This is a genomic window from Bacillus sp. FSL K6-2431 (assembly GCF_038005165.1).
Lineage (GTDB): Bacteria > Bacillota > Bacilli > Bacillales > Bacillaceae > Bacillus > Bacillus pumilus.
On sequence record NZ_JBBOSQ010000001.1, the window covers coordinates 3,100,324 to 3,120,117 of the forward strand.

The window sequence follows — 19,794 nt, forward strand, 5'->3', positions numbered from 1 at the left end:
GAGCAGATACAGCCGTACATATTAAAGGAGGTTTTCACATTGAGTTTTCAGCATCGGGAAATTGAAAAGAAGTGGCAGGATTATTGGCTGACACATAAAACATTCGCCACATCTGACTCGGAAGATAAACCAAAGTTCTATGCACTTGATATGTTTCCATATCCATCAGGAGCAGGACTTCATGTCGGGCACCCTGAGGGCTACACAGCAACGGATATTTTATCACGCATGAAACGTATGCAGGGATATGATGTTCTTCATCCAATGGGATGGGACGCATTTGGTCTTCCAGCAGAACAGTATGCGCTAGATACAGGGAATGATCCGGCGGTCTTTACAGAAGAGAACATCAATAACTTCCGCCGCCAAATTCAATCACTAGGGTTCTCATATGATTGGGATCGAGAAATCAACACGACTGATCCAAATTATTATAAATGGACACAATGGATTTTCTTGAAATTGTACGAAAAGGGATTGGCGTATATCGATGAAGTACCAGTGAACTGGTGCCCAGCGCTTGGCACAGTCCTTGCAAACGAAGAAGTCATTGATGGAAAAAGTGAACGCGGAGGGCATCCGGTTGAAAGACGTCCGATGAAGCAATGGATGCTAAAGATTACGGCATATGCGGACAGGCTGTTAGAAGATTTAGAAGACATTGATTGGCCTGAAAGCATTAAAGATATGCAGCGTAACTGGATCGGACGTTCAGAAGGTGCACATGTTCATTTCGAAGTAGAAGGACATGATGAACAGTTTACTGTTTTCACAACGCGTCCTGATACATTGTTTGGGGCAACCTATGCGGTACTTGCACCAGAACATGCACTTGTTGAAAAAATGACAACAGCTGCTCAAAAAGAAGCAGTCGAAGCATATATGAAAGAAATTCAATCTAAGAGCGACTTAGAGCGGACAGATCTTGCAAAAACGAAGACGGGTATTTTCACAGGCGCTTATGCCATCAATCCATTAAATGGTGAAAAGATGCCGATCTGGATTGCAGATTACGTGCTGGCTACTTATGGAACAGGCGCGATTATGGCGGTACCTGCCCATGATGAGCGTGACTATGAATTCGCCAAAACATTTGATCTTCCAATCAAGGAAGTTGTCGAAGGAGGAGACATTGAAAAAGAAGCTTACACAGGCGATGGAAAACACATTAACTCTGATTTCCTCGATGGATTAGGAAAAGAAGAAGCGATTGAAAAAGTCATTGCATGGCTGGAAGAACATCAAAAAGGCGAAAAGAAAGTCACTTACCGTTTAAGAGACTGGCTATTTAGCCGCCAGCGTTATTGGGGTGAGCCAATTCCAATTATTCATTGGGAGGACGGAACGTCTTCAGCTGTTTCAGAGGAAGAGCTTCCACTCATTTTGCCTAAAACGACTGAGATTAAGCCAAGTGGCACAGGTGAATCACCTTTAGCCAATATTAAAGATTGGGTTGAGGTTGTCGATCCTGTCACAGGTAAAAAAGGACGCCGTGAAACCAATACAATGCCGCAATGGGCAGGCAGCTGCTGGTATTTCTTACGTTATATTGACCCGCATAACTCAGAAGAGCTTGCATCTCCTGAAAAGCTGAAGAAATGGCTTCCTGTTGATGTATATATTGGCGGAGCAGAACATGCTGTACTTCATCTTCTATATGCGCGCTTCTGGCATAAGTTCTTGTATGATATCGGCGTTGTTCCGACAAAAGAACCTTTCATGAAATTGTTCAACCAAGGAATGATTCTTGGGGAAAATAATGAAAAAATGAGTAAATCAAAAGGAAATGTCGTCAATCCAGATGATATCGTAGAATCTCATGGTGCGGATACATTGCGCCTTTATGAAATGTTCATGGGACCTTTAGATGCATCAATCGCTTGGTCTGAAACAGGACTTGATGGTGCTCGCCGCTTCCTTGATCGTGTATGGCGTCTATTCACAAACGAAGATGGCACAATCAGTGATAAAATAACAGAGCAAACTGGAGGCGCATTAGAACGCAGCTATCATGAAACCGTGATGAAGGTGACAGACCACTATGAAGGCCTGCGCTTCAATACAGGGATTTCACAATTAATGGTGTTTATCAATGATGCCTACAAGGCTGATACACTGCCGAAAGAATATGCAGAAGGCTTTGTGAAACTACTTTCTCCAATTGCACCGCATGTAGCGGAAGAGCTTTGGAATAAACTTGGTCATGAAGGGTCTATCTCTTATGAAGCATGGCCGCAATATGACGAGTCAAAGCTTGTCGACGATGAAGTAGAAATTGTCGTACAATTGAATGGGAAAGTGAAAGCAAAATTAACTGTTCCTGCTGATGCAACTAAAGAACAGTTAGAAGAGCTTGCAAAAAATGATGCACGTGTAAAAGAACAGCTTGAAGGGAAAACCATTCGCAAAGTGATTGCGGTTCCTGGGAAGCTTGTCAATATTGTTGCGAATTAATGATGACACCCATCGGTATGAACCGGTGGGTGTTCTTTATTTCCCGGGACATAATTTTGTCGAAAACAAGGTGATTGCACGATCGATCTCGTATGTTAACAGATGATCAACAAAAGGAGGAGTGACGTCAATGGAAAAGGAAAGCAAACGTGAACAACTGCTCAGTCTGTTAGGAGAAATGCCAGAACGCCATCGCGTGGAGGCATATACGTTAAAGGTCGAGGATCGTGAATCGTACGTTATCGAAACACTCATTCTTTCAATCCATGGTGTAGAGGAAGTGCCCGCTTATTTTGTGAAGCCGAAGGATACGGTGAAAAAAAGACCAGTTGTGCTGTTTCAGCACTCTCATGGCGGGAACTACGTCGATGGGAAGGAAGAGCTCATCAAGGGTGCTCATTATTTGCAAGCGCCTTCATATGCGAAAGAGTTCACCTCAAAAGGCTATAGTGTTCTGGCTATTGATCATGCAGGATTTGGTGAGAGAAGAGGAAGAACCGAAAGTGAAATTTTTAAGGAAATGCTTTTAACAGGGAAAGTGATGTGGGGCATGATGCTGTATGAAAGCATGTGTGCAATTGATTATGTGCTGTCTCGACCTGATGTGCTGCCGGACCGGTTAGCTATTTTTGGAATGTCAATGGGCGGGCTTCTTTCCTGGTGGACGGCTGCGCTTGATGAGAGGGTCAGTGTGTGTATTGATCTTTGCGCACAGGTCGATCACCACACATTAATTGAAACGAACAATTTAGACAGGCATGGCTTTTATTACTATGTACCAAGCTTAGCAAAGCACTTTACGGCAGCTGATATTCAGGAAATGATTTTTCCAAGGCCGCATTTAAGCTTAGTTGGAAAACTTGATCCACTCACGCCTGCTGAAGGCGTCGCTCGCATTCAAAAGGGATTGAGCCAAACTTATCAAGCGGCTTCATTGAAAGAACGGTATCAGCTTGTTGGTCTTCATGCAGGTCATTTTGAAACAGCCGCTATGCGTCACGAGGCCACTCGATTCTTAAAAAAATGGCTGTAATCTATAAAGGCTTGGACATACTACGTCATTAGAAAGGAGGAGACACATGAAGAAGATCACGATCATTGGCGGGTGCGGTGTGATTGGCCGTATTTTAACAAAAACGCTCTCTTCTGAGTATGAGATCACCATTATTGATCAAACGGGCTGTGTAAAAGGAGACATTTTAGCAGATGCAACGAATGAACAGGAATTATATGAGGCGATTCCGCGAGATACAGATGTCATCATACACCTTTTAAACATGGAGATGACGCATGATGTGATGAATCATGAGGAGTTTGAAAAAATGAATGATATTTTTTGGAGGAGCTCTTATTCTATGTTTCGATCAGCTGCAAGCCTCGGCATACGAAAAGTCATTTTTGCAAGCAGCAATCACGTGACCGATCGTTATGAAAAAGATGGACGCTCCTTACTAGGGAGACATATTACAACAAACGATGTACCTGCGACTCAAAATGTCTATGGCATTTTAAAATTTGCTTCTGAACAGCTAGGCCGTTTGTTCCACGATCAAACGGGAATGTCTGTTATCAATTTACGGATTGGAACGGTTGTGACAGATGAGATGGAGGCATTACACGAGAAAGAACGGACGAAACGAACACTTCTTTCACACGAGGATCTAGCACGGATGATAAAGGCAGCGATTGAAACGACCGTTCCCTTTGGGACATATTATGCCGTATCAGAAAACGAAGAAAAGCCTTGGTCTACGGAAAACACGAAGCAGGAGTTAGGCTATAGACCCGATGTGAATACGACGGAAATCCTTGAAGAAAACGATCAGGCATAGGGCATAATCATGTCATTAGCTGATGATCTTATTCTTTTGTTTCATGAGCATAAAAGCACGACTGACAGGATCGACCCAGTTGGACTGTCAAGATGATTATAGACGCTTTCTTCCCCCATTTGTTACATTTTAATCACGATATCGTCACAGGCTGCAGCTTATTTTCGGATAAAATGATAACGCTTTCAAAGAAAGGGTGTGATGAACATAGATCGTTCTATTAAAGACCGATTGTTCAACTTATTTAATTACTCTTTTCTACTCATGTTCGCATTAATATGTGTGCTTCCGTTCATCCATGTCATTGCTGCCTCTTTTGCTACAGTAGAAGAGGTCATCACGAAGAAGTTTATCTTGTTCCCGACCACGTTTTCTTTAGAGGCCTATCGGTATATTTTCTCTACGGATATTGTGTACCGCAGCCTTATCGTGTCCATTCTTGTGACACTCGTTGGAACAGCTGTCAGCATGTTTTTGTCCTCACTCATGGCATATGGGCTGTCTCGTCAGGAGTTAAAAGGCCGGAGAACATTGATGTTTCTCGTTGTCTTCACGATGCTATTTAGCGGAGGTATGATTCCGACGTTTATTGTGGTGAAAACACTTGGTCTACTTGATACCTATTGGTCACTAATTCTACCGGTTGCGATCAATGCGTTCAATTTGATCATCTTGAAAAACTTCTTTCAAAACATTCCCGCAAGCCTTGAGGAATCAGCGAAGATGGATGGCTGTAACGATTTAGGGATTTTCTTTAAAATTGTGCTGCCACTTTCTTTGCCAGCTATTGCGACCATTTCACTTTTTTATGCCGTGACGTATTGGAATACGTACATGACCGCCATCCTGTATTTAAATGATTCAGTGAAATGGCCGATTCAGGTACTTCTAAGGCAGATTGTCATTGTTTCGAGCGGAATGCAGGGAGATATGTCGGATATGGGATCATCCACACCACCGCCAGACCAAACGATTAAAATGGCTGTCATTGTGGTAGCCACCATTCCCGTTCTGCTTGTCTATCCATTTATTCAAAAGCATTTCAACAAAGGGGCATTACTAGGTTCTGTAAAAGGTTAAAAAGAAGGAACAACGGAGGGATCTTATGGGGAGAAAGAAATTATGGTTGATTGCGTTTGTTCTGTTATTTGCAGCAAGCGGTATTTTATCCGCATGTTCAAGCAAAGGAAGTTCATCGAATGAAAAGGTTGATTTAGACAAAAAAGTGAAGCTGACATGGATGGCGATTTTGTATCATCAGCAGCCGCCGAAAGATTCGGTTTTAAAAGAGATTGAGAAGCTTACAAATACAGAACTTGATATTACGTGGGTGCCTGATGCTGTGAAGGAAGATCGGTTAAATTCTGCACTTGCAGCTGGGAATCTGCCGCAGATTGTGACGATTCAAGACATTAAGAATTCGTCTGCTATTAATGCATTCAGATCAGGTATGTTCTGGGAAGTCGGTCCGTATTTGAAGGATTATCCAAATTTAAGTAAGATGAACGAACTGATCAATAAAAACGCCTCTATAGACGGTAAGCTTTATGGTATTTATAGAGAGAGACCACTTTCAAGACAAGGAATTGTCATTCGAAAGGATTGGCTTGAAAATTTAAATTTGGATACACCAAAAACGTTGGATGATCTTTATGAGGTAGCGAAAGCCTTTACTGAAAAAGATCCGAATCAAAACGGAAAAGCGGATACAATTGGCTTTACGGATCGGAACGATTTGATTTATGGGGCATTTAAAACGCTGGGTTCATATGAGGGAATGCCAACAGACTGGAAAGAAGATAACGGCAAATTCACGCCAGACTTTATGACAGATGAGTACATGAATACGATGAAGTACATGAAGAAACTGCGTGATAATGGCTATATCAACAAAGACTTCCCTGTGACAAGCAAAACACAGCAGCAGGAATTATTCTCACAAGGAAAAGCAGGAATCTATGTTGGAAATATGGTAGATGCTGTGAACTTGAGAGATGACGCGACAGATAAAAACATGAAAGTCGATATCTTGAACCGAATCAAAGGTCCAGATGGCAAAGAACGGGTGTGGGCATCAGGTGGTCATAATGGCATCTTCGCATTCCCTAAAACAAGCGTGAAATCAGAGGCAGAATTAAAGCGAATTTTGGCCTTCTTTGATCGCATTGCAGAAGAAGATGTCTATGGTCTCATGACGTACGGTATAGATGGTGAGCATTATAAGAAAGAAGAAGGGAATACATTTGTCAGGGAAGAAAGCCAAGTGAAAAGCTGGCAGACAGATGTACAGCCGCTTGTCAGTCTAGTAGGCATTGATAAACGCTACTTGAAAAATAAAGGGGATGCGGTTCGTACAAAATATGAAGAGCTGGAAGAAGACAATCAAAAGATCATCGTCGCCAACCCTGCTGAAAGCCTGTATTCAGAAACAGCCTCAGAACGAGGAAATGAATTGAAAAAAATCATCGATGATGCGACCTATAAGTTCATTCTTGGAGACATCAGTGAAGATCAATTTAAGAAAGATGTAGAGAAGTGGAAATCAAATGGTGGCAATAAAATCATTGAAGAATATGAAGCTTCCTTTAAAAAATCAAAATAATCAACATCAACACCCCCGCACAGTTAAAGAGCGGGGGTGTTTCTATTAAAAGTCAAAATTGTCTGGGTCTGGACCGATCCGTTTGTTTTCATTTAAGTCAGAAAGACGTTTCATATCCTCATCAGATAAGACAAAATCAAATATGTCTGCATTTTCTTTTAAACGATGCGCTTTCGTTGATTTTGGAATGGTGATGACGCCTTTTTGCACATCCCAGCGCAAAATAATTTGAGCAGGTGTTTTGCCGTATGTGTCCGAGAGTTCTTTGATCACCGGATGATGAAGCAGTTCCCCCTGCATGAGCGGTGACCAAGCTTCCATTTGAATGCCATGTGTGTTCAAATACGTATAGAGTGCTTCCTGCGTTAGTTTTGGGTGAAACTCGACTTGATTGATAGCTGGTATGATGTCTGCATCTTTTAATAGTTCGTCTAGATGATGCGGCTGGAAGTTGCTCACACCGATTGCTCTCACCTTTCCTTCACGATACAAAGTTTCCAGCGCACGCCAAGCGTCTTTATATTTGCCCTCAACCGGCCAATGGATTAAATATAGATCCAAATAGTCAAGCTGAAGTTTTTTCAAACTTTCCTCATATGCTTGTAGAGTGGATTCATATCCTAAATCGGCATTCCACACTTTTGATGTCACAAAGAGGTCTTCGCGGCGCAGTCCTGTTTCTGCAAGACCAAGTTGTATGCCTCGTCCAACCCCTTCCTCATTGCCATAAATAGCCGCTGTATCAATACTGCGATAGCCTATTTGAATGGCTGTTTTGACGGCGTCTATTAATTCTGCACCATCTTCCACCTTGAATACACCGAGACCAAATCCTGGCATGTGGACTCCATTGTTTAATGTTTTTGTACTTTGTAAATGATTCATATTGAACACTCCTTAGATGGTTTGATTTTGTTCTTGTTGTTCGATTCGAAAACTAATCATCGTGAGAATCGCAGCGATGAGGACCATGATACCACCGACCCAGCCTGTATGCAGAAGCCCAAGAGTATCTGTCACGATGCCGCCTAAAAATGAGCCGATGGCGATACCAGCATTAAAGGCAGCGATATTCATAGCGGAAGCGACGTCGACTGCTCCTGGTGTGTATCTTTCTGCAAAATCAACGACAGCTACTTGAAGCCCTGGGACATTCATGAAAGCAAACAGTCCCATCAGCATGACGGTTGCGATGCCTAGCACCGTAAATCCAGCAGTCAAGCTAAGGATAAACAAAATGATGCTTTGGATGATAAACATGTAAATGAGTGCTTTCATTGGCTTCTCATTTGCAGCCTTTCCGCCAATGACATTTCCAGCTGCGATCGTGATCCCGTATAAAAGCAGGATCAATGCCACCGCCCCAGGCGCAAGACCTGTCACATGCTGTAAGAGAGGGGATAAATACGTAAAGACGACAAAGGTTCCTCCGTATCCTGTTGCTGTAATGACAAATAGAAGCAAGATTCTTTTTGTTTTTAATAAAACAGCTTGATCCTTAAATGATGTTTTCACGCCTTGCTTTAATTGAGATGGAACAAGAAAATAGTTAGATATTAGTGCGATCAGACCAATAATGACAATCACACCGAATGATGTCCGCCAGCCGAGCTCATGACCAAGAAATGTCCCGAATGGCACGCCCGTCACAGTCGCTACTGTTAAACCAGTGAACATAAAGGCAATCGCGCTTGCCCGTTTTTCTTTCACTACAAGGCTTGCAGCGATCGTAGAGCCGATGGACATAAAGATTCCATGGGATAAGGCTGAAATGACCCGGCCGATTAATAGCACTGAAAAGGTCGGAGCCATCGTGGCGAGTGTATTTCCAATCAAAAAGACGAGCATAATGAGCAAAAGCAATGTTTTTCTTTTCATCGCTGAAGTCAGAGAAGTCAAAATAGGGGCGCCGAATGTCACACCAAGTGCATATAAAGAGACGGTCCAGCCCGCCTGGCTGACGCTCACTCCAAAGTCCTCTGAAATCATCGGCAAAAGACCGACACTAATAAACTCAGTGGTTCCTATAGCAAAAGCACTAATAGCTAGTGCGAGAAGGGCAAATTGGTTTTGTTTTTTCTTCATGAATCAGTTCACATCCTTCTGAGATGACATTTTGATAGACGAAGCCGATCGGCAAGAGTTATTATCTAACATGGATGACGAAAAAAAAAGTACGTACTTTTTTGTAATATAGGTACTAAAAAGTGCCTGTTCGTATAATGAGGAGTGAGGATTTAATGGAAAAGAAAAAATATAATATCTCCGTGGAAGCGACCCTTGAGGTCATTGGCGGGAAGTGGAAGTGCGTGATTTTATGTCATTTAACACATGGAAAAAAACGCACAAGTGAATTGAAGAGACTCATGCCAAACATCACACAAAAAATGCTCACGCAGCAGCTGAGAGAGCTTGAAAGTGATGGGGTGATTAACCGGATTGTGTATGAGCAAGTACCGCCTAAAGTGGAATATGAATTAAGTGAATACGGTCAGTCGCTCGAAAGAATTCTGAATGCGCTATGTGATTGGGGAGCAGCTCATATTGAACGTGTGTACGGAGAGCCGCTTTCAGTGCTAGAAGACAGCATTTTAAATGAACAATTTAAATAAAAAAGTCCCGCTTCCTCCTATGAGAGCGGGACTTTTTGTCTTATATGCCTTTTTTCTGGTCGCGGTATTTGCCAGGGGTCGTGCCTTCTAGTTTTTTGAAGGAACGGATGAAGTTTTGCGGGTTTTTATATTTCAGTTTTTCCGAAATTTCTTTGACGGACATATCGGTCTCCACGAGCCAGTTTTTGGCGACATGGTGTCTGTAAGATGAGAGATATTCACTAAAGGAGATATCCATTTCCTTTCTAAAGATACTGCTTAAATAATTTGGGTTGTAATGCAGGCGTGTGGCGATTTCATCCAATGTGAGATCTGAGTCGAATTCTTGATGAATGATATGGATGATCTTTTCTGAGATGTTTTTGTATTGTGATTCCTCGCGTGCACCTAGCTGGTCAATAATCGGCCGAATGATCTCATGTTTCAGCCATGCTTCGGTATCTTCAAACGTTTTAAATTCAAAAATCGTATCATACAGCATTTTATTGTCTTCGACCTCAAATAATTCAATGCCAAGCAAATGCATCAGCTCAATCAAATTGTTTAAAAAACGGGCGAGGGCGATATGGTACTCGTGCGGTCCTGCATTTTTAGAGAAAATGGATTGCAGGAGCACATGTAAATAGTGATCTGCCTTGCCTTGATCACCTGCTTTCATCGCATCAAATAAATCATGTTGAAGCTGCTTTGGAAAATGAGTTTTAAACGTTTTTCCTTGCTGGATATGTTCATATAAGATAATGGACTTTTTCTCTGCTTTGAGTCTGTATTTTAAGGCCTCTTTTCCTTCAATGTAAGCCTGTTTTGCCATCGTGAGCTCCTGAAACTGACGGCTGATTCCGATGCTGATCGATAAACCAAGCTCTTCCTCGATACGTAGCTGAGTCGTTTCCGCTAATTGGTTTAAATATTCAGTAAACTCTTCATCTGACTTTGAGTGATTTAGGATAATCGTCGTTTGATGCTGATTGACAACTGTTGGCTGAAGGTGCTCCTCTTGCGGAATAATCTGCTCAATGAGTCCATTGATCGCAAATAAAAGTAAGTCAGCATCCTTTTTTTCATAAGGTGTCCCTTTTAGCGTATCAATTTGGGTCACAAGCATGGATAAGTGAGACCAGTCCTGAGGGAAGCCTAAACTTTGGAACCGGTTGTTAATTTCTTCTTCTGTCAGCTTTCCGAGCAATAGCCGCACCATAAAGTATTGCTGGAGGTGCGTGACTTGCTGCTCAATACGTTCCTCTAAATCATTGTTTTGATCCTTCATTTGTTTAATACTCGACTCAATCAACTCAAATTCATTTTGAAAAGGCTGCTTTTGCAAAAAGGATTCATTGCGTGCAAAGGACTCGTATAACAAGCGGATTGGTTTATAAAAATGTCTGGACCCAAACCATGAAAATAGCAATGAAAGCGCTAACAAAATAAAGCAGATAATAAAGGTGATCCACCCAATTGATTTCGTTTGTGCCTTGAGTTCTGGTATGGAAACAAAGGATAGGTACGTCCATTCGTTATAGTCTGATTTTTGAAACGTAATTTGATAGTTTAGTTCCTCGATCTTCATGTTAAATTGACCTGATCGTTTTTCACGCGATAGGACATGCTTGACGAACTCTTGATTTTTCAAGGATTCACCAATTTGTTCTTTGCGGTTATGTAACAGCACTTTTCCGTTAGTATCAATGACAAACATACTGTCAGATTGAGAGAAGTCAGGCATATTGTCAGCAATCGTGCAGCTGGGAATGCTGGCGACAGCGATCCCTTTTTTCTGGACACTGTTCATAGGGAGTTGTTTGATTAAGTTCACATTGTATTTGCAAAAGGAGGCCTTTCCTTCCTTTGTCGCAACAAGTGGATTATTCTCTTCAAGTGCCCAGCTGGAATGACTCGGAATATTGAGGTAAGAGGTGAGCGCTTTCTCTTGGTCCCCGCTTGTGACATGATAAAGCCCCGAATTGTTCATGTACCAGTCTTCCATTTTACTGACGAGCGTAATATTGGAAAGATCGGTGTCAAAGGTTTGCAGGTAGTTCAGTTCCTGCTGTACTTGATTATAAAGCTGGAATTGGTCTGGATTTAAAGGTTCTGCCAGTGTTTGAAGGAGAGGCGGCGAACTGACATAGTGAGTGAGAGAGTGATCAACTGTCTTTAAAATATGCTCAATATTGGATTGCGTTTGTTTAACGCTGTCCAGCTTTTCATTTGAGATATTTTCGAGTGCTGTTTTTTGTGAATGCTGATAAGAAAAAATACCGACAATGATGACAGGAATCGTACTAAGCATGAAAAAAAACGTGACGAGCTTGTAATAAAATTTATATTGCCTTCTTTTCATAAAACCCCCCATTTCAAACGGAACAATCTTTTCCTCTTTATTTATTAATCCAAAAATTTGGTAGGTTTGTCAATAATCATTTTCTGAGATTAGGATCATTTTCTCATGTTTTATGTAACGTTTTGAGTAGCTTCCCCTAAGTAAATATGATCTGATGATATGATTGTAGACGGATTTTTCATCCTTAAGATACAGTTAACACATGCACCAGCATGAGGGGAGGCTTTATCTATGAAAACAGAGGATGTTACTGCCAAGGGTGTGCCTGCGGCAGCTTTGAAAAAAGAAAGAAGAAAGCGCTTACTTAATCAAATGTTTAGTCAAAAGTTTTTGTATGTCATGATTTTGCCAGGGCTCATTTATTTTCTTGTCTTTAAATATGTGCCGATGTGGGGGCTGATCATTGCCTTTCAAGATTACCAGCCGTTTCTCGGTATTCTCGGTAGTGAGTGGGTTGGCTTCAAACACTTTATTCGATTGTTTACAGAACCAACATTTTTCATCTTATTAAAAAATACACTGATTTTATTTACCATGAATGTCGTGATTTTCTTTCCAATTCCGATCTTATTGGCCCTGCTTTTAAACGAGGTCAGATTGGCATTGTTTAAGAAATTTGTGCAGACGATGATATACATTCCTCACTTCATGTCATGGGTGATTGTCGTGTCCTTATCCTTTGTTTTGTTAACAGTAGATGGTGGGTTAATCAATGAATTAATTGCTTTCTTTGGAGGGGAAAAGATTAACTTCCTTCTTAGTCAGGAATGGTTCAGGCCGATGTACATTTTACAAGTAATCTGGCGGGAAGCAGGCTGGTCGACGATCATTTACCTTGCGGCGATTACAGCGGTAGATCCGCAGCTATATGAAGCAGCGAAAATGGATGGAGCCGGCAGACTGAGACAAATGTGGCACATTACGCTCCCTGCCATTAAAAGTGTGATTGTCGTTCTGCTTATTTTAAAAATTGGTGACACATTAGAGCTTGGCTTTGAGCATGTCTATTTATTACTCAATGCAACAAACCGGGAAGTAGCAGAAATCTTTGATACGTACGTTTATACAGCTGGTCTTAAGCAAGGGCAATTCAGCTATAGTACCGCTGTTGGTCTATTTAAAGCAGCCGTTGGACTCATTTTGGTTATGCTGGCGAACCGTTTAGCGAAGAAATTTGGGGAAGAAGGTATTTACTAAAAAGGGAGATGAAAAAGAATGACATTATCGACTAAAAAGGGATCACCACTTGAGCATGCAGAGAAATTAGCACAAACAATTATGAAAGCGCATACACCAATCGAGCTACCTCCAGCTGGAAGATGGCATTATCATCAAGGCGTTTTTCTTTGCGGTGTGATGAAGCTATATGAGTCAACGGGGAACGAGACGTATTTCAATTATGTGAAAAGCTACGCAGATTCGCTCATTGATGAGTATGGAAACCTGTTATTTCGAAGAGATGAGCTTGATGCGATCCAAGCTGGGCTCATTTTATTCCCTCTTTATGAACGAACAGGAGAGAAGCGGTATGTGCTGGCAGCGGAGAAGCTCCGCGGGCTTTATCGCACATTGAATCGCACATCTGAGGGCGGATTTTGGCATAAAGACAATTATGCTTATCAAATGTGGCTGGATGGTCTCTACATGGGCGGACCTTTTGCCTTAAAGTTTGCAAAGCTGAAAGATGAAGAGGAACTGGTGGATATGGTGATCCAGCAAGAGTATCTCATGAGAAAGCATACAAAAGATGAAAAAACAGGTCTGTATTATCACGCGTGGGACGAACGAAAAGTGATGCCATGGGCTGATCAAAAGACAGGCTGTTCTCCCGAGTTTTGGGCAAGGTCATTTGGCTGGTATGTCCTTGCATTAGCAGATATGATCGAGGATCTGCCAGAGCAGCATGAAGGGCGAAAGATGTGGAAGGAAACGCTGACAGACATGCTGGAGAGTGTAGCTAGGTACCAGGATCAAGACACAGGTCTCTGGCATCAAATCATTGATAAAGGTACTCATAGCGACAATTGGCTTGAAAGCTCTGGATCGTGTTTATTCATGTACGCCATGGCAAAAGCCATGAACGAAGGGTATGTCAGCCCCCGCTACACAGATCATGTGGTGAAAGCTTACCAAGGCTTAATTCAGCATAAGACGGCTGTGACAGAAAACGGTGATCTTACCATCAATGATATATGTATCGGAACATCCGCTGGATTTTATGATTACTACGTCGGTAGAGAAAGAAGCACAAATGATTTACACGGGGCAGGCGCTTTTATTATGGCGTTAACTGAGCTAGAGAAGCTGCCTGTTTTTCAAAAGGCATGAAGAGGCAAAAAAGGGCTGTGGCATGGCTCCTCAGCTTTATCGCTGCCTTTTGTTTGTCAGCCTGTCATGGGAAAACAAACGGTATCGATGTTCTGATTTTTTCTGACATGTCAAAGGGGATGAAGGATCAATTAGTCGAGAAGGCTTTTCAAACGGAACAAGAAACGTATAGCGTCCACATCTTTCCGGCGATTCCTGAAAAGCTTCTTGTTGAAATTACCGCCAAAGAGGGGGACATCATGCTTGTCCCGGAAGAAATGTTTCGAACATATGATGATCCTGAAAGCTTTCAGCTGCTTGAAGAGATGGGTATTGATGATCAAGCGGCAGGGCCATATACGATCGAGGATCAAAGGACAGGTAAAACGGTTGATTATGCGGTTCAAGTTAGTAAAGGCACGAAGAAGCTAAACGGCTATACCTTTCGATTACATCGAGATATGGTCGCTTTTATTCCCGTTTATGCAGACAAGTCTAAAGAGGCGCTGTCTCTCATGAAACAGCTTCGTGAAAATCGATAGAAATAGGGGTGGGGACTGTGAAACGGGTCGTAATTTGCGGACTCAGTCAGCGTGCGTTCAATATGTTTATTAAACCGCTCACAGAGGATTTCAATGAGCATTACAGGATTACAGGGCTTTTAGATATAGATCATCATCGGTATACACTTTGTCAGGAGCGTTTTCCATCACTGCGGGGCGTCTCGTTTTTTCATGAAGAGGCATTTGATCAAATGGTGAAGGAAGCAAAGCCAGATATCGTCATTGTGGCAGGCAGGGATGACACACATGTCACCTATATTTTGCAAGCACTTGACCATGATCTCGATGTCATCACTGAAAAGCCAATGGTCACAACAGCAAAAGACGCCAAAAAAGTAATGGAAAAAGAAAAGGAAAGTAAAGGAAAGGTCACAGTCACTTTCAATTATCGCTACAATCCATTTCATCGAAAGATCAAAGAACTCATTTTAGAAGGAAAGATTGGTAGGGTCACATCTGTTGAACTGAGCTGGCTCATTGATACGTATCATGGCGCTAGTTATTTCAAAAGGTGGAACCGCACGCGGCAATTCTCTGGCGGACTATCCATTCATAAATCGACGCATCATTTTGATTTGGTCAATTGGTGGATCAATCAAAAGCCGAAGCAAGTATTTGCCTACGGGGCGCTGAACTATTACGGAGATAAAAGTCCTTGGAATCCTTTGCAGGGGGAAGAAAACAGGTATTGCGGAACATGTCATGTGAAGGATACATGTCATTATGAAGCAAGGTGGAATCCGAGGGTAGTACGCTCAAATGTCGAGGACGATCATATTGAATCCGGTCAGGAGCAAACGCAGCAATACACCAATTATCGCCCAGACGCCTGTATTTTTGATGAGGAAATTGACATTGAGGATACATATGTGGCATCAGTGGCATATGACCAAGGGGCTCTCTTCAGCTATTCGATTCAATTCTCAGCACCCTACGAAGGATACCGGCTTGCTATAAATGGGACGAAGGGGCGTATTGAAACAAATGAGTTTCATGTGCCATCAAGAATTCCTTTTCAATTCCCAGAACAGACGATTTCTTATTATCCGATGTTTGGGGCAAAAGAGACGATTGAAGTTGTGAAGCAGCCAGGAGGACATGGCGGCGGAGATCCTCTGCTTTTGGCCGATTTATTTATCGGGAAAGATCCTTTAATTTACTATGACATATCAGCAGGGGCAGAGGCTGGTGCTTATTCAATTGCACTTGGGGAAGGCATGTGGCGGTCTGTTGCAGAGAAGCGCCCAATTGACATAGAAGAGTTGCTTCATAAAGAGACGGTGTCATAAAAAAAGAGAGGAGGGGAAAGAGATGGATCATGATGGTTCAATGAGCAGAATGCTTCGAATGTGTGAGTGGGTGATGCGACTCGCCTATACAAATTTGCTATGGTTGCTGTTCACCATGCTGGGACTTGGGATCTTTGGATTGATGCCTGCGACCACTGCGTTATTTTCGGTGATGAGAAAGTGGATACAAGGGCATGAGCAAGTGAGCGTTTTCCGGACTTTTTGGAAGGTGTACCGTGAGGAGTTTGTACGCTCTAACTTGATTGGATTGGCGCTATTGATCATAGGAACGATTATATATGTTGACCTTGCGTATATTTATCCAACGAGCTGGTTTTTGCATGTGCTTCGTTTTGCCATTTATATCTTTGGATTTCTCTTTGTTGTGAGCTTGTTTTATATTTTTCCGCTGCTGGCTCATTATGATTGGAAAAAACGTCTCTATCTAAAATTCTCTCTTTTGCTTGGTATCTCATATTTGCAATATACACTCTGTATGCTCGTTTTCTCGGCTCTGCTGTTTGTTCTCTTTGCTTATTTGCCGGGAATCGTGCCGTTCTTTAGTGTGAGTATACTCGCCTATGGTCATATGTGGCTCGCCTATCAAGTATTCAAAAAAGTAGAGTTTGAAAGTGAGCAGCAGACAGCCGAAGTAAAGAAACGCCTGCCGTCTTTCCTGCAATCGAAGCGGGTGAATACACAGTAATGGGGTTCATTTGCTATAATGGTGTCACTGTGATTAAAAGGAGAGATGAGCGTCGTGTCAGTAAAAGAAATCTCAATAGAAGAATTAAAACAAAAGCTAGAGCAAGAAGAAGCCATTCAGCTTGTTGATGTGCGTGAGGACGAGGAAGTAGCAGAAGGAATGATTCCAGAAGCTGTCCACATCCGAATGGGAGATATCCCTGAGAAACTGGATGCATTCGATCAAACGCAGGAGTATTATATTATTTGCCGCTCTGGTAAACGTAGTGAAAATGTCTGCTATTTCCTAGAAGACCAAGGCTATCAAGCGACCAATGTCGTTGGCGGAATGCTTGCTTGGACAGGAGAAACAAAACCGAAGCTGTAAACAGAAGTCCTTTCATCTCATAGATGAAAGGCTTTTTTTGTTCATATGCCCGCCCTCATGTGCATAAAGATAGAGTAGCGAGAGAAGGGAGAGTGGCATATGTGCTAAAGGTAGCTGTATTTGATGAAGAGCACGAAAAAGATTTGCAGAGCGAAATCAATCTTTTTTTAAAAGGAATGGATGACGACCAAATCATTGACATCAAGTACAATGTAGCAGTGATCTGTGAGCAAGGAGGAGAACAGCTCTACTGTTTTTCTGCCCTCATTTTATATAAAAAATAGGACCTATTTGAAGGGTCCTTTTACTTTGTTTAACTAGCGTCAATATATAAACGATGCTTGTTGCAGTGAACACATTGAAAGAGATAGCCTTGCAGATCTCCGCCGTTGACGAGCCATTGTTTTAGGTTTTCTTTCGTTAATCCCCCGCCGCTGCAAATGTCTTCGATATCTTCTGTGAGCTCTTCCTCTAAATGTTCTATCTCTTTCCAACCGACATACTGGACGATCGCGCAAAAATCTCCGCAATGGCTTAACCAATATTCCTGCTGCCAGCCGCGATAACCTGGCGTTCTAAAGATCAGTTCATCTATATATTCCTCTTGCTCAACGTCATCACAACTTGCATCGTCTTGAAAGGTGCCATCGTATTTTTTAGCGGCTGAACCATCTTTAATGCACCAAGGGCAAATTCCTTTCACACCTTCAACAGAATAAAATGGACCATGATACACATATTCTCTATCTTTTTCACAAACAGGACATGTCGTAGGCTCTTTTTTGATCACGTTTAACGAAACTGGATCTGGGTTGTACTTGAATGTAGGCAGCGTCATATAAACCTCCATTGTAGAAATGATTTCATTATTATTTTACAGGAATCCTCATGCTTGCAACAATCTTAAATTGTCTATATAGAAAAAAGCCGTTCTTATGAGGAACGGCTTTCAGCGTGTAGACAAACCCTCGCATTCGGTGTCAGTCCTGCGCGTCGGTACTCACGAATGTTAAATTCGCTCCGTTCCGGTGCTCGTCCTTCCTAGACTGCAAAGGTTTTTTCTATCACGCTGAAAAGAAGACAAAGGGCTAAAATAAACATCATTTTAGCCCTTTGTCAACAATCTGAAAGCCGTTCTTATGAGGAACGGCTTTTTCGCTTGAGATTATGCTTTTTTTACTCTTGGACTTCGTGGTTTACTGACTTTATTGGCTTGCTTGATGGCTCTTCGTTCATCATTCAGTGACTTGTACAGTGAGACAATCATCAAAATAATGACAACGGAGAACGGCAAGGCTGCGAGCTTGGCTGTATTTTGCAGGGCTTCAAGTCCCCCTGAAAATAAAAGTACGGCAGCAACAGAAGATTGGATGATACCCCAGCTAACTTTGACACTGCCAGAAGGGTTCAATGATCCATAGGTTGTCTGCATTCCAAGCACAAATGTAGCTGAATCAGCCGATGTAATAAAGAATATAGCGATTAAAATAAGTGCTAGAATCGATGTGATCATCGCCAGCGGATATTCATTTAGTACACCGAAGAGCATTGTTTCTGTTGATAGACCCGCAACATCGACAATATTCTTTTGCTGTAAATCCATCGCAGATACACCGAAAATCGAGAACCATAGAAATACTAGGATAGAAGGAGCCACTAAGACACCTACTAAAAATTCTCGAATCGTTCGTCCGCGTGACACCCTTGCGATAAAGATTCCGACAAATGGTGCCCAAGAAATCCACCATGCCCAATAAAAGATTGTCCATCCATTAATCCATTCTCTCTTCTCAGGATCATTTGGAGATAGACGGAAGCTCATTTGAACGATGTTGGATAAGTATTGCCCAATTGAGTCAGTAAATGAATTTAAGATAAAAACAGTTGGACCTACCAAAAGTAAGAAAAACATCAGAACAGCTGCTAATACCATGTTGATATTACTTAAATATTTAATGCCTTTTCCAATCCCGCTTAGAGCAGATGCAAGGAAAAGCACCGTCACAATCATGATAATGATCAATTGTGTGCTAAAAGCATTCGGAATTTGAAACAGGTAATTCAATCCACCGTTTATTTGTGCCGCGCCTAATCCAAGGCTTGTCGCAACACCAACTACAGTTGCAAATACCGCAATACAATCGATGGTTTTTCCGATCCATCCATTCGTTTTATTTCCTAAAACCGGCTGCAACGTTGCACTGATTAAGCCAGGTGCATCTTTTCTAAATTTAAAGTAAGCAATACAAAGTGCAACAATGGCATAAATAGCCCATGCATGAAGCCCCCAATGGAAAAAAGTATATCGAAGGGAATCTCGGAATGCCTGCGCCGTTTCAGTATCACCCGTTGGTGACTGGATGGCATAGTGGCTGATCGGTTCAGCTGCTCCGTAAAAAACAAGACCAATTCCCATACCGGCACTAAATAGCATCGCAAACCAAGAAAATAAGCCGAATTCAGGCTCTTCCCCAGGTTTTCCTAGCGTAATCTTACCGATTGGGCTAAAAATAAAGAATAGACAAAAGCCGACGAGTAGTGACACCACTAACAAGTAATACCAGCCAAAGTCATTTGTAATGTATGTTTGAATTTGATCTGTGACATTTTGCAGTGTTTCTGGAGAAAAAGCTCCCCATATGACGGCAACAAATGTGATCGCAATCACAATCCAAAATACACTTGATACGTTTTTCACACCATCTCACTCTCCTGTTGTTCT

18 protein-coding genes are annotated in these 19,794 nt (G+C 42.0%); 13 read left to right on the top strand and 5 right to left on the bottom strand.

All coding sequences use genetic code 11. From position 1 onward, the window contains the following. The first annotated feature begins 39 nt into the window (after nucleotides 1-39). From leuS to MHH40_RS15715, 5 genes are all read left to right on the top strand, one after another. Nucleotides 40-2,454, top strand: coding sequence for a leucine--tRNA ligase (leuS, locus tag MHH40_RS15695; RefSeq protein ID WP_050943523.1), 2,415 nt, complete (start codon nucleotides 40-42; stop codon nucleotides 2,452-2,454). Between the two features lie 130 nt (nucleotides 2,455-2,584). After that, a complete protein-coding gene (locus tag MHH40_RS15700) occupies nucleotides 2,585-3,487 on the top strand; it encodes a dienelactone hydrolase family protein (protein WP_050943525.1) in 903 nt (300 codons plus the stop codon). Nucleotides 3,488-3,533: 46 nt separating this feature from the next. Continuing rightward, complete coding sequence (locus MHH40_RS15705) at nucleotides 3,534-4,286, top strand: NAD-dependent epimerase/dehydratase family protein (RefSeq protein ID WP_050943526.1); 753 nt, start codon at nucleotides 3,534-3,536, stop codon at nucleotides 4,284-4,286. 219 nt (nucleotides 4,287-4,505) lie between these two features. After that, nucleotides 4,506-5,366, top strand: a complete 861-nt coding sequence (locus MHH40_RS15710; protein ID WP_095117953.1) for a carbohydrate ABC transporter permease — start codon at nucleotides 4,506-4,508, stop codon at nucleotides 5,364-5,366. A 25-nt stretch (nucleotides 5,367-5,391) separates the two neighbouring features. Continuing rightward, nucleotides 5,392-6,888 (top strand): extracellular solute-binding protein, encoded by a 1,497-nt coding sequence (locus MHH40_RS15715; RefSeq protein WP_050943527.1) that lies wholly within the window; start codon nucleotides 5,392-5,394, stop codon nucleotides 6,886-6,888. A 45-nt stretch (nucleotides 6,889-6,933) separates the two neighbouring features. On the opposite strand, the gene MHH40_RS15720 is transcribed toward MHH40_RS15715, so the two are convergent. Together MHH40_RS15720 and MHH40_RS15725 are read right to left on the bottom strand one after the other, a co-directional pair. After that, nucleotides 6,934-7,773, bottom strand: coding sequence for an aldo/keto reductase (locus tag MHH40_RS15720; protein ID WP_050943528.1), 840 nt, complete (start codon nucleotides 7,771-7,773; stop codon nucleotides 6,934-6,936). A gap of 12 nt (nucleotides 7,774-7,785) precedes the next feature. Beyond that, nucleotides 7,786-8,973, bottom strand: coding sequence for an MFS transporter (locus MHH40_RS15725; protein ID WP_050943529.1), 1,188 nt, complete (start codon nucleotides 8,971-8,973; stop codon nucleotides 7,786-7,788). Between the two features lie 155 nt (nucleotides 8,974-9,128). Between MHH40_RS15725 and MHH40_RS15730 the strand changes: the two genes are divergently transcribed. Continuing rightward, complete coding sequence (locus tag MHH40_RS15730) at nucleotides 9,129-9,500, top strand: winged helix-turn-helix transcriptional regulator (protein WP_003217763.1); 372 nt, start codon at nucleotides 9,129-9,131, stop codon at nucleotides 9,498-9,500. A 40-nt stretch (nucleotides 9,501-9,540) separates the two neighbouring features. On the opposite strand, the gene MHH40_RS15735 is transcribed toward MHH40_RS15730, so the two are convergent. Beyond that, nucleotides 9,541-11,841: a helix-turn-helix domain-containing protein gene (locus MHH40_RS15735; protein WP_050943530.1), complete on the bottom strand. Its 2,301-nt coding sequence runs from the start codon at nucleotides 11,839-11,841 to the stop codon at nucleotides 9,541-9,543. Between the two features lie 231 nt (nucleotides 11,842-12,072). Between MHH40_RS15735 and MHH40_RS15740 the strand changes: the two genes are divergently transcribed. The 7 genes from MHH40_RS15740 (at nucleotide 12,073) to MHH40_RS15770 (ending at nucleotide 17,356) form a co-directional block, all read left to right on the top strand. Continuing rightward, nucleotides 12,073-13,038 carry an ABC transporter permease gene (locus MHH40_RS15740; RefSeq protein ID WP_050943531.1) on the top strand — a complete coding sequence of 322 codons (966 nt, stop codon included), beginning with the start codon at nucleotides 12,073-12,075 and terminating at the stop codon, nucleotides 13,036-13,038. Nucleotides 13,039-13,056: 18 nt separating this feature from the next. Further along, complete coding sequence (locus tag MHH40_RS15745) at nucleotides 13,057-14,169, top strand: glycoside hydrolase family 88/105 protein (protein ID WP_050943532.1); 1,113 nt, start codon at nucleotides 13,057-13,059, stop codon at nucleotides 14,167-14,169. After that, a complete protein-coding gene (locus MHH40_RS15750) occupies nucleotides 14,166-14,690 on the top strand; it encodes a hypothetical protein (protein ID WP_050943533.1) in 525 nt (174 codons plus the stop codon). The genes MHH40_RS15745 and MHH40_RS15750 overlap by 4 nt, the downstream gene beginning before the upstream one ends. A gap of 17 nt (nucleotides 14,691-14,707) precedes the next feature. Then, complete coding sequence (locus MHH40_RS15755; RefSeq protein WP_050943534.1) at nucleotides 14,708-16,000, top strand: Gfo/Idh/MocA family protein; 1,293 nt, start codon at nucleotides 14,708-14,710, stop codon at nucleotides 15,998-16,000. A 22-nt stretch (nucleotides 16,001-16,022) separates the two neighbouring features. Then, nucleotides 16,023-16,706 (top strand): YesL family protein, encoded by a 684-nt coding sequence (locus MHH40_RS15760; RefSeq protein ID WP_050943535.1) that lies wholly within the window; start codon nucleotides 16,023-16,025, stop codon nucleotides 16,704-16,706. A gap of 54 nt (nucleotides 16,707-16,760) precedes the next feature. Further along, complete coding sequence (locus MHH40_RS15765) at nucleotides 16,761-17,072, top strand: rhodanese-like domain-containing protein (RefSeq protein ID WP_003217560.1); 312 nt, start codon at nucleotides 16,761-16,763, stop codon at nucleotides 17,070-17,072. Between the two features lie 101 nt (nucleotides 17,073-17,173). Beyond that, nucleotides 17,174-17,356, top strand: coding sequence for a sporulation protein Cse60 (locus MHH40_RS15770; protein ID WP_003217582.1), 183 nt, complete (start codon nucleotides 17,174-17,176; stop codon nucleotides 17,354-17,356). Nucleotides 17,357-17,385: 29 nt separating this feature from the next. Here the strand turns inward: MHH40_RS15770 and MHH40_RS15775 are convergent, their stop codons facing one another. Further along, nucleotides 17,386-17,910 carry a CbrC family protein gene (locus tag MHH40_RS15775; protein ID WP_050943536.1) on the bottom strand — a complete coding sequence of 175 codons (525 nt, stop codon included), beginning with the start codon at nucleotides 17,908-17,910 and terminating at the stop codon, nucleotides 17,386-17,388. A gap of 327 nt (nucleotides 17,911-18,237) precedes the next feature. Then, nucleotides 18,238-19,770: a glycine betaine transporter OpuD gene (gene opuD, locus MHH40_RS15780; RefSeq protein WP_050943537.1), complete on the bottom strand. Its 1,533-nt coding sequence runs from the start codon at nucleotides 19,768-19,770 to the stop codon at nucleotides 18,238-18,240. Nucleotides 19,771-19,794 lie beyond the last annotated feature (24 nt).